General features: G+C 74.8%; 7 protein-coding genes and 1 pseudogene. 2 read left to right on the top strand and 6 right to left on the bottom strand.

Annotation, left to right across the window (positions count from 1 at the left end):
• A pseudogene (locus F6X68_RS24865) lies at positions 1 to 330 on the bottom strand (nitroreductase); the annotation flags it as partial.
• A gap of 278 nt (positions 331 to 608) precedes the next feature.
• Here F6X68_RS24865 and F6X68_RS24860 point away from each other — a divergent pair.
• Positions 609 to 1,247 (top strand): response regulator transcription factor, encoded by a 639-nt coding sequence (locus tag F6X68_RS24860; protein ID WP_132233210.1) that lies wholly within the window; start codon positions 609 to 611, stop codon positions 1,245 to 1,247.
• Between the two features lie 68 nt (positions 1,248 to 1,315).
• Here the strand turns inward: F6X68_RS24860 and F6X68_RS24855 are convergent, their stop codons facing one another.
• Both F6X68_RS24855 and F6X68_RS24850 read right to left on the bottom strand, forming a co-directional pair.
• Positions 1,316 to 2,947, bottom strand: coding sequence for a GAF domain-containing protein (locus F6X68_RS24855; protein ID WP_225852405.1), 1,632 nt, complete (start codon positions 2,945 to 2,947; stop codon positions 1,316 to 1,318).
• Positions 2,948 to 3,089: 142 nt separating this feature from the next.
• On the bottom strand, positions 3,090 to 4,100 hold the full coding sequence (locus F6X68_RS24850) for a nitroreductase (RefSeq protein WP_151456550.1): 1,011 nt from the start codon (positions 4,098 to 4,100) through the stop codon (positions 3,090 to 3,092).
• Positions 4,101 to 4,290: 190 nt separating this feature from the next.
• On the opposite strand from F6X68_RS24850, the gene F6X68_RS24845 reads away from it, so the two are divergent.
• Entirely contained in the window at positions 4,291 to 6,633 is a 2,343-nt protein-coding gene (locus tag F6X68_RS24845) for a heavy metal translocating P-type ATPase (protein WP_151456549.1), read from the top strand.
• 17 nt (positions 6,634 to 6,650) lie between these two features.
• Here F6X68_RS24845 and F6X68_RS24840 read toward each other — a convergent pair whose 3' ends face one another.
• The 3 genes from F6X68_RS24840 to F6X68_RS24830 form a co-directional block, all read right to left on the bottom strand.
• Positions 6,651 to 7,523 (bottom strand): universal stress protein, encoded by an 873-nt coding sequence (locus F6X68_RS24840; RefSeq protein ID WP_151456548.1) that lies wholly within the window; start codon positions 7,521 to 7,523, stop codon positions 6,651 to 6,653.
• 165 nt (positions 7,524 to 7,688) lie between these two features.
• Positions 7,689 to 10,091 carry a phosphoketolase gene (locus F6X68_RS24835; protein WP_151456547.1) on the bottom strand — a complete coding sequence of 801 codons (2,403 nt, stop codon included), beginning with the start codon at positions 10,089 to 10,091 and terminating at the stop codon, positions 7,689 to 7,691.
• Positions 10,092 to 10,187: 96 nt separating this feature from the next.
• Positions 10,188 to 11,045, bottom strand: coding sequence for a universal stress protein (locus tag F6X68_RS24830; protein WP_151456546.1), 858 nt, complete (start codon positions 11,043 to 11,045; stop codon positions 10,188 to 10,190).
• Positions 11,046 to 11,183 lie beyond the last annotated feature (138 nt).

Below are 11,183 nucleotides of genomic sequence, written 5' to 3'. Positions count from 1 at the left end.
CTGCTCGCCGGGGGTGGGGCGGCGTGGCACGTCCGGCACCAGCCGGGCCACCACGTCCGGCTCGGCCGGGTAGGGGCGCAGCCGTACCGTCGCCGGGGTGCCGGCAACGGCCAGGGCGAGCCGCAGGTTGAACAGCGCCGCCCCGCAGGCGATCCGCACGCCCCAGCCGGTGGGGTCGGTGGCCGGCAGCCGCCGGTCCGGGTCGACCAGCACCTCGATGCCGCCGTCGCGCAGCCGGAACCGCCACGGCTGGGTGTTGTGCAGCGACGGGGCGCGTACGGCGTCGGTGGCGGCGGCCCGTAGCTGCTCGACGGTGAAGCGGGTCTCCATGGTCGTGCTCCTTCCGTGGCAGATCGTGCGCCGGCGGGTGGTACGTCTCCACGGTGCGTCACCGGGGCGTAGCCCGGGCAGGGCCGGACGTCCCGTCCCGCCGGGCCCGACCGGCCCGCCGCACGTGCGGGACTTCGGCCGTGTCGCGGGCCGGTGACTCGGCTCGACCGCCCCGCCGCTGGTCGGAGGGTCCGTTCGGGCCGCCGGTGGCGCGGGCGTTGCCGGTTCGGGACCTTCGGCCCGTGCGGGAAGCGGTGGGAAGCGGGTAGAAACGAGGGATGATCCGCGTGTTCCTGCTCGACGACCACGAGGTCGTCCGCCGTGGCCTGGCCGACCTGCTGGAAAGCAGCGGGGACATCGAGGTGGTCGGCGAGTCCGGCCTCGCCCAGGAGGCGGCCCGGCGTATCCCGGCGCTGCGGCCGGACGTGGCGATCCTCGACGCGCGGCTGCCCGACGGCAACGGCATCGACGTGTGCCGGGACGTCCGGGCCGTGGACTCCTCGATCAAGGGCCTGATCCTCACCTCGTACGAGGACGACGAGGCGCTCTTCGCGGCGATCATGGCCGGCGCGTCCGGCTACGTGCTGAAGCAGATCCGCGGCACCGACCTGGTCGACGCGGTCCGGCGGGTGGCGGCCGGGCAGTCGCTGCTCGACCCGGCGATCACCACCCGGGTGCTGGAGCGCATCCGCAGCGGCGTCGAGCAGCCGCGCGAGCTGAAGTCACTCACCGAGCAGGAGCGGCGGATCCTGGAGTACGTGGCCGAGGGCCTCACCAACCGGGAGATCGCCGGGAAGATGTTCCTGGCCGAGAAGACCGTGAAGAACTACGTCTCCAGCGTGCTGGCCAAGCTGGGCCTGGAGCGCCGAACCCAGGCGGCCGTCCTCGCCACCCGCCTCCTCGGCAAGTCCCACTGACGCCTGCGGGCCAGACGCGCAGCCGCACCGCCTGCGGGCCCAGCTGCCCAGCGGCACCGCCTGCGGGCTCAGTCGCGCAGCGGCACCGACCAGCACACCTCGGTGCCCCGGGGCACCGCCCGGCGTACCACGAACTCGCCGTCGTGGCGCTCGGCGCGCTCGCGCAGGTTGACCAGGCCGCCCCGCGCGGCGGCCGGGTCGCAGCCCACCCCGTCGTCGGTGACGGTCACGGTCACCCGGCCGGCGTCGACCCGCACCGCCACGGTCACGCGGTCGGCCTGCGCGTGCCGTACGGCGTTGGAGAGCGCCTCCCGCAGCACGGCGGTGAGGTCGGGGCGGACCGCGTCGGGGACGGCGCTGTCGATCGGCCCGCTCAGCTCAAGGCGGGGCCGATGGCCCAGCGACTCGGCGGCCACCTCGATCGCCTCCCGGATCTCGGTGCGCAGCGCCGCGCTCATCGGGGTGCGCAGCTCGAAGATGGTGCGGCGGATGTCCTTGATCGTGGCGTCCAGGTCGTCGACCGCCGCGTTGATCCGCCGGGCGACCTCCGGCTTCGTCGTCATCGGGGCGGCGCTCTGCAACTGCAGGCCGGTGGCGAAGAGGCGCTGGATGACGACGTCGTGCAGGTCGCGGGCGATGCGCTCGCGGTCCTCCAGGACCACCAGCAGCTCCCGTTCCTCCTGCCCGCGGGCCCGCTCCAGGGCCAGCGCGGCCTGCCCGGCGAAGCTGCCCAGCAGGGCCATGTCGTCGTCGTTGGCGACGGGCGCCCGGTCGGGCCGGTGCGCGATCACCAGCACCCCGTGCAGGGTGTCGGCGGTGGCCAGCGGCGCGATCATCGCCGGGCCGGTGCGCAGCAGCGCCGGCCAGGGCGCGGCGTGGGCCAGGTCCGCCACCTGGTCGTGCCGGCCCTCGATGACGGCGGCGGCGAAACTCGTCTCGGCCGCCGGCAGCGCGGTGCCGACCAGGGCGCCGGCCTGCTCGTCGGCCCCGTCGACCACCTCGACGGTGAACTTCTCGCCGTCGGGGTCGTAGAGCAGCACGAGGGCGACCTCCGCCTCGGCGACCTCGCGGGCGCGCCGCGCCACCAGCGTCAACGCGTCGGTACGGCGCACCTCGCCCAGCAGCACGGTGGTGATCTCGGCGGTCGCCGCGAGCCAGCGTTCCCGGCGGTGGGCCAGCGCGTAGAGGCGGGCGTTCTCGATCGCCACGCCGGCGGCGGCGGCGAGCGCGACGACGATCTCCTCGTCGTCCTCGGTGAACTGCGTGCCGCCCTGCTTCTCGGCCAGGTAGAGGTTGCCGAAGACATGGTCGCGGATGCGCACGGGAACGCCGAGGAAGCTGTGCATCGGCGGGTGGTGCGGCGGGAACCCGTAGGACTTCGGGTGCCGGGTGATGTCGGGCATCCGCAGCGGGCGGGGGTCGTCGATGAGCAGGCCGAGCACGCCCCGCCCGTGGGGCAGGTCACCGATCCTGGCGTGCAGCTCCGCGTCGATGCCGTAGGTGATGAAGTCGTGCAGCAGGCGGTCGTGGCCGATCACGCCGAGCGCGCCGTAGCGGGCGCCGACCAGCTCGCAGGCCGACTCCACGATCCGTTGCAGGGTGCTGCGCAGGTCCAGGTCGGTGCCGATGCCGACCACCGCGTCGAGCAGGGCGCGCAGCCGCTCCCGGCTGGTCACCACCTCGCCGACCCGGTCCAGCATCTCCTGGAGCAGCTCGTCGAGCCGTACCCGGGACAGCGGGCTGAGCCCCAGCGAGGGGGTCACGTGCGGTTCGGGGCGGGGACTCGGTTCGCTGGCGGCCACCGGGCGATGGTAGCCGCCCGGTGGCCGTGGTCCTGCCGCCCTACGCGTCGGGGGAGCGGACCGCCGAGGTGTCGACCACCTGCGCGGCCTCCATGCGCGGGGTGTGCGGCGGGCCCGCGTGCGCCGGGTCCGCGAGCCCCAGCCGGATCACGAGGTACGGGTAGCCGAGGCCGGCCAGCAGCCCGCGCAGCGTCTGCCGGGTGCCCGCGACCTCCACCACCCCGCTCAGCGGCACCACGGAGATCCCGAGCCGGGTCGCGGTCAGCCAGGCGGCCGAAAGCGCCTCGCCGGCGCGCAGCCAGCTGTCCGGCTCGTCCTCGTCGCCGTAGAGCAGCCCGTACACGGCGGCCCGGTCGTGCCCGGGACCGACCGGCAGGGTGCCGGGGCGGCCGAAGTCGCGCGCCGGCACGGTGGTCTGCGGCGCCTCCGCGGGCAGCACCTCCGGCGGCAGGCCGGTGCCGGTGCCGGCCCGGCTGGTCCAGTACTCCAACTCCTCGCGCAGCTGCGAGTCCTCCGCCTCGACCGAGGCGGCGCGGCTGGCGACCGCGGCCAGCTCCAGGACGTTGTCGCGGTCGAGGAACTGGAGCTGGCAGCCCTCGGCGGCGACCGCCGAGGCGATCTCCCCGAGAGCGGCGGTCGGCACCGGCTCCTCGCTGACCGGGCGCCGGTCGGTGTGCCGCACCTGCATGCACTGCACCAGGCGCATGGCCTCCGGGTCGGCCTCCGCGCGGGCCATTCCGGTCAGCCGGGCCAGCAGGTCCTCGTCGGTCGGGTCGGGCATCCGCTCCACGACGGCGGTCCAGCCCTCCGCGGTCAGCGCGACCCGCGCGTGGTGCAGCGCCGCCCCGCAGCTGTACGCCAGCAGGCGGCCCTCCGGGTCGGTCGCCGTCAGCTTCGGATCGCGGACCACCCGCAGCTCCAGCGCGTTCGGCAGCACCCGCCACCGCCACGGTTGGCTGTTGTGCACCGACGGGGCGTGCCCGGCCGTCGCGGCGGCCTCCGCGAGTGCGGTGGTCAGCGGACGCTCCGCCGCCGGTGTCTCGTGGCTCATGGTCACGACCTTTCCGTTTCTCCCCATCGTGCCCCAGCCCGACGGTGCCCCGGGCGGGGTTGCCGCTCCATCCTGCGCCATCCCCTTTGCCGACGCACGGTACGCAGGTCCCCGCGTGGCAGGGCAGCTAGCCCCTGCCGGTTCGCGCGGATGCCCTCCCGGGCGCGGTGGGCGCTGAGACGATCCGCAGGTGGGAACGGAACCGCGGGAGTGCGTGCCGGAGCAGCCGGTACGGCGGGACCGCTCGCGCCTGCTGCTCTGGGCGCCCCTGGCCGGGGTGACGGTGCTGGTGCTGGCCGGGGCGGTGCTGTGGCTCGCCGGCCGCCGGGGCGCGGCCGAGGTGGTGTGGGCGTCCGCCACCGTGGCCGCCCTGCTGCCCGCCGCCTGGTCGGTGCTGCGGCAGCTGTGGCGCCGGCAGTTCGGGGTGGACGTGATCGCCGTGCTGGCCCTGGTCGGCGCGCTGGTGGTGCGGGAGTACCTGGCCGGGGCGGTGATCGCGGTGATGCTGGCCACGGGACGGGCGCTGGAGGCGTACGCCCAGGGGCGGGCGACCCGGGACCTGCGGTCGCTGCTCGCCCGCGCCCCCCGCACCGCCCGGCGGCGCGGCCCGGGCGGCAGCGTCGAGGAGGTGCCGCTGGACCGGGTGACAGCGGGCGACCGGCTGCTGGTCGGGCCGGGCGACGTGGTGCCGGTCGACGGGCAGGTCGACGAGCCGGTGACCCTCGACGAGTCGGTGGTGACGGGCGAGTCGCGGCTGGTGCGGCGCGCGGCCGGCGAGCAGGTCGCCAGCGGCGTGGTCAACGCCGGCGCAGGCTTCGGCATGCGCGCGACACGCGACGCGGCGGGAAGCACGTACGCGGGGATCGTCCGGCTCGCCGAGGAGGCGACCGCCCACAAGGCGCCGATGGTGCGCCTCGCCGACCGGTACGCCGCCGCGTTCGTGCCGTTCACCCTGGTCCTGGCGGGGCTGGGCTGGCTGCTCTCCGGGGAGTTCGTCCGGGCGGTGGCCGTGCTGGTGGTCGCCACCCCGTGCCCGCTGCTGCTGGCCACCCCCATCGCGATCGTGTCCGGGCTGTCCCGTACCGCCCGCCGTGGGGTGCTGGTCCGCGACGGCGGTTCGCTGGAGCTGCTCGGCCGGGCCCGCACCCTGCTGGTCGACAAGACCGGCACGCTGACGGCCGGCCGTCCCCGCGCCGCCGAGGTCGTGGCCGCCCCCGGCGGCGACCGCGACGACGTGCTGCGTCTCGCCGCCTCGGTCGAGCAGCTCTCCCCGCACGTGCTGGCCCGCGCGCTGGTGGCGCAGGCGCGCGAGCGGGGCCTGTCGCTGACCGAGCCGGCGGGGGTGACCGAGGAACCGGGCCGGGGCGTACGCGGGTCGGTCGACGGGCGGCAGGTGCGGGTCGGCCAGCTCGACGGTGACCTGCCCGACTGGGCGGGGAGCGCCCGGTCCCGGGCCGAGCTGGCCGGCCGCTCGGTGGTCTGGGTCAGCGGCGAGCGGGACCCGCTCGGGGCGATCCTGCTGGAGGACCCGGTACGCCCCGACGCGCGCCGCACCGTGCGCCGGCTGCGCGAGGCGGGGCTGCGGCGCATCGTGATGGTCACCGGGGACCGGCCCGACGTCGCCGCCCAGGTGGCGGGGGTGGTGGGCGTGGACGACGTGGTGGCCCGGTGCGCGCCCGCGGAGAAGGCGACCCGCGTACGCGAGGAGGCGCGCCAGGCCGTCACCGTGATGGTCGGCGACGGGGTGAACGACGCCCCCGCCCTCGCCGAGGCGCACGTCGGCGTGGCCATGGGCGCCACCGGGGCGACCGCCTCGGCCGACGTCGCCGACGCGGTGCTCACCGTCGACCGGCTGGACCGGCTCGCCGACGCGGTGGAGATCGCCCGGTACGCCCGCAGGATCGCGGTGCAGAGCGCCAGCGTGGGGATGGGCCTGGCGGTGCTGGCGATGCTGGCCGCGTCCCTGGGCTGGCTCCCGCCGGTCGCCGGGGCGTTCCTCCAGGAGGGCATCGACGTGCTGGTGATCCTCAACGCGCTGCGCGCCCTCGGGGGCGGGCTGCGCCGCCGCGACGTGCCGCCGGGCACCCGGGAGCTGCTCGACCGGTACGCGGCCGAACACGGCGGGATCCGCGACGTGCTCGCCGCGCTGGGGGACACCGCCGACCTGGTCGCCACCGCGCCGGACGCGCCGCAGTGCCTGCCGACGCTGCGCGAGACACACCGCCGGCTGGTCGGCCAGGTGCTGCCGCACGAGGCGGCCGAGGAGCACCAGCTCTATCCGGCGCTGGCCGACCCGCTGGGCAGCGCCGAGGCGACGTCGACGATGAGCCGCGCCCACGTGGAGATCCGGCGGCTGGTGGACCGGATCGGCGCCCACCTCGCGCAGGCCGGCGACGGCCCGCTGCGCCGGGACCAGCTCACCGACCTGCTCGCCGCCCTCTACGGCCTGGCGGCCATCCTGCGGTTGCACCTCGCCCAGGAGGAGGAGGACTACTTCTCGCTCAGCCCGGCGGAACCGGCCGAGAGCCGGTGAACGCGCCCGCCGGCCGCTCAGCGTTCCCGGACCACCGCCACCGGGCAGTGCGCGTGCTGGATGAGCTGCTGGCTGACCGAGCCGAGCAGCATCCCCTTCAGGCCGCCCCGGCCCCGGGTGCCCACCACCACCAGGCACGCGTTGCGGCTCGCGTCCACCATCAGGGACGCCGGCCGGTCCTCCGCCACCTCGACGGTCACCGGTACGTCGGGAAACGTCGTGCTCCACCGCGCAACCGACTCGTCCAGCTCGGCCCGGTCGGCCGCCGTGGCCTCCCGCGCATCGGGGCCCGACGGCGGACGCTGGCCGGTGGGCGGTTGCCAGGCCCGCACCACGTGCAGGGGCGCCCGCCGGGCCTCGGCCTGCTCGAACGCGAAGCCCAGCGCCAGCAGCGAAGACTCGGACCCGTCGACGCCGACCGCCACGTGCCCGGTGCGCCCACCGGCGGCCGACTCGCCGCGGATCACCACGACCGGACAGTGCGCGTGGGCGGTGACGGCCACCGCGGTCGAGCCGACGAGCAGCCCGCCGAAGCCGCCGTGTCCCCGGGTGCCCAGCACCAGCAGGTCCGCCTGCGCCGAACGTTCCTGGAGCACCAGCGCGGGCGGCCCGTCGAACACCTCACCCGTGACGGTCAGTTCCGGGTGCGCGGCGGACGCGTCCGCGGCCGCCTTGCGAACCAGCTCCTCGACCTGCCGGCGGGCCGTCTCGTCCGGCCAGACGCCGGGAGCGACGCCGGGACCGATCCAGCCGGCCACGGTGAGCCATTCGAAGACGTACGCCAACCGCACCGGCCGTCCGCTGCGGCCGGCCTCCTCCAGCGCCCACTCCAGCGCGGCGGAGGCGTCGGCGGAGCCGTCGTAGCCGACCAGGATCTCGTTGCCGCTCATCGGGTCCACCTCTCGTTCACGACTGCGGGGGTCACCAGGTGACTCCTCGCGCCCGCTGGTGCCGGCCTTTCGTTCGCGACTGCGGGGCTCGCAAGCTCACTCCTCGCGCTCACTGGGCTTGCCTTTCGTTCGCGACTGCGGGGCTCGCAAGCTCACTCCTCGCGCTCACTGGTCCCCCCGGAGTCCCGGGTCCGTCTCGCGGACCCAGCGCCATTCCGCGACCCGGGGGTCGTCCTCGCCGTGTTCGCGGGTGTAGTCCCGGCAGGACTGGCGCGCGTCGACCATCTCCTGCCGCAGGTGGGCGGCCCGGTCGGCCAGCCCCGGCACCCGGTCGATGACGTCGATGACCAGGTGGAAACGGTCCAGGTCGTTGAGCATCACCATGTCGAACGGCGTGGTGGTGGTGCCCTCCTCCTTGTAGCCGCGTACGTGCAGGTTCTCGTGGTTGGTCCGCCGGTAGGTCAGCCGGTGGATGAGCCACGGATAGCCGTGGTACGCGAAGATGACCTGCCTGTCCCGCGTGAAGATCGTGTCGAACTCCTTGTCCGACAGCCCGTGCGGGTGCTCCGTCGGCGGTTGCAGGCGCATCAGGTCGACCACGTTGACGACCCGCACCTTCAGCTCCGGCAGGTGCCGGTGCAGCAGGTCCGCGGCGGCCAGCGTCTCCAGCGTCGGCACGTCCCCGGCGCAGGCGAGCACCACGTCCGGCTCGCTGCCGGCGTCCGTGCTGGCCCAGTCCCAGATCCCGATGCCGCGCCGGCAGTGCTGCACGGCCTCGTCCATCGACAGCCAGTTCGGGGCGGGCTGCTTGCCGGCCACCACCACGTTGACGTAGTGCCGGCTGCGCAGGCAGTGGTCCATCGTGGAGAGCAGGGTGTTGGCGTCCGGCGGCAGGTAGACGCGTACCACCTCGGCCTTCTTGTTCATCACGTGGTCGATGAAGCCCGGGTCCTGGTGGGAGAAGCCGTTGTGGTCCTGGCGCCACACGTGGCTGGAGAGCAGGTAGTTCAGCGAGGCCACCGGACTGCGCCACGGGATGCCCCGGGTCACCTTCAACCACTTGGCGTGCTGGTTGACCATGGAGTCGACGATGTGGATGAACGCCTCGTAGCTGGTGAAGATGCCGTGCCGGCCGGTCAGCAGGTAGCCCTCCAGCCAGCCCTGGCAGAGATGCTCGGAGAGGACCTCCATCACCCGCCCGTCGGCGGAGAGGTGGTCGTCGCCGGGCACGGTGCCGGCCATCCAGGCCCGGCCGGTGACCTCGAACGCCGCGCCGAGCCGATTCGAGGCCACCTCGTCCGGGCCGAAGAGGCGGAACGTCTGCGGGTTGGCGGTGATCACGTCGCGTACCCACGGGCCGAGGGCCCCGGTCGCGCCGGCCACGGTCTCGCCGGGCCGCTGCACGTCGACGGCGTACTCGCGGAAGTCCGGCAACGCCAGGTCACGCAGCACCGCCCCGCCGTTGGTGACCGGGTTGGCGCTCATCCGCCGCTCGCCCCGGGGCGGCAGCGCGGCCAACTCGGCGACCGGTGCGCCGGTGGCGTCGAAGAGCTCCTCCGGCCGGTAGCTGCGCAGCCAGCGCTCCAGCGCGGCCAGGTGCTCCGGGTTCTTGCGCACCTCGGACAGCGGCACCTGGTGCGCGCGGTAGGTGCCCTCGACCTGCTTGCCGTCGACGTCCCGCGGACCGGTCCAGCCCTTCGGCGTACGCAGGACGATCATCGGCCAGCGGGGGCGCTCGACGGCGCCGCCCGAGCGGGCCCGCCGCTGGATGGCGGCGATCTCGTCCATCGCCCGGTCCAGCGTGCCGGCGAGCGCCTGGTGCACCGTCGCCGGGTCGTCGCCGGCGACCACGTACGGCTGGTAGCCGAAGCCGCGCATCATGGCGAGGAGGTCGTCCTCGTCGATCCGGTCCAGCACCGTCGGATTGGCGATCTTGTAGCCATTGAGGTGCAGGATCGGCAGCACCGCGCCGTCGCGGGCCGGGTTGAGGAAGACGTTGGAGAGCCAGCTTCCCGCCAGCGGGCCGGTCTCCGCCTCCCCGTCGCCGATGACGCAGGCCACCAGCAGATCCGGGTTGTCGAACGCCGCGCCGTAGGCGTGGCTGAGCGCGTACCCCAGCTCGCCGCCCTCGTGGATCGAACCCGGCACCTCCGCCGCCACATGGCTGGGGATGCCGCCGGGAAACGAGAACTGGCGGAACAGACCGGCCATGCCGGCCTCGTCGCGGCCGATGTGGTGGTACAGCTCGCTGTAGGTGCCCTCCAGCCAGGTGTTCGCGACGATCGCCGGTCCGCCGTGACCGGGGCCGGTGACGAACAGGGCGGACAGGTCACGGGCGACGATGACCCGGTTGAGGTGGGCGTAGAGCAGGTTCAGGCCGGGACTGGTGCCCCAGTGGCCGAGCAGGCGCGGCTTGACGTGCTCGGGCGCCAGCGGCTCGCGCAGCAGCGGATTGTCCAGCAGGTAGATCTGCCCGACGGTCAGGTAGTTCGCCGCCCGCCAGTAGGCGTCCAGCCGGCGCAGCTCGTCATCGGTCAGGGGGCTGTGCAGGTCGAGAGCGGTGTCCATACTGCATGAGCCTCTCGCGGGTAGGGGAATCCTGCATCCTCGGAGCGCGGATTCGTCCGGGCCGGCCCCAGCATCGCCGGTCGACGCCGGTGTGGATCAGGGCCGTTGGTCCCGTGGGCGCCGGGCATCGCGCCCGTCCCCCGAAATCCCCGTCAGCCCGCGCACGACGATCACCGGCGCGGGGGAGTGATAGAGCAGCGCCTGACTCACCGCGCCGAGCATGCCCCGCCACGGCTCGTCGCCCCGGGCGGCGACCAGCACCACCTGCGCCGAACGGGACTGCTCCACCAGCACACCGCCGGGATCGCCGCGGATCGTGTGGCACTCCACGGCCACCGACGGAAACCGGCGCGCCGACCGCGCCACCAACCCGACGAGCAACTCGGCGTCCTCCGCGCCCTGCTCCGACTCGACGACGCGGACCGCCGACAGCCGCGCCTTCCGCCGGGCCGCGCACTCGAACGCCCACTCCAACGCGGCCTGCGAGCTGTCGGAGCCGTCCACCCCGACCAGCACCGGCCCCTGCGGGGGCGGCTCCCGGCGGACCACCAGCACCGGGCAGCCGGCGCGGGCGGCGAGCTGCACCGTGGGCGTTTCCACCGACACGCACTCGCCGCTGGTCGCCATGCCGCCGTCCCCGACGGCGAGCAGGAACGCCGTCTCCGACCGGCGGACCAGGGTGTCGACGAGGGCGCCTTCGACGATCTCGCCGCTCACCGGCAGCCCCGGCTCGACCTCGGCGACGATCTCCGAGGCCCGGGACATCAGCTCCTCGGCGTCCGCGCGTGGTCCCGCGACCGACGGCGCTTGCAGCGCGGCCGCCCAGTTGAACGCGTGCAGCAGGCACAGCGGGCGGTTGTGCGCGGCGGCCTCCTGCGCGGCCAGCCTGACCACAGGCAGGTTGCGCTCCGTGCCGAGCCCGACCAGCACCGCCGCGTCGGTGGGTGCGGCCATCCGAATCACCTCCGCAGGCGTCGCGCCCGGCCCTCCTGTCGAGGCTAGTCGCGCCGGTACCACGGTGGGGCGGGATCGCGGGCGACGGTGGGCGGGGGTTCGGAGCTGGGGTGTCCGCGGGATCGGGCCCGTGCTCGG

Origin of the sequence: Micromonospora sp. AMSO12t, assembly GCF_008806585.1 — a bacterium.
In the GTDB taxonomy this organism is placed as follows: domain Bacteria; phylum Actinomycetota; class Actinomycetes; order Mycobacteriales; family Micromonosporaceae; genus Micromonospora; species Micromonospora reichwaldensis.
Note: the sequence above shows the minus strand (reverse complement) of the source record. Positions and strands in the feature narration are given on the sequence as shown.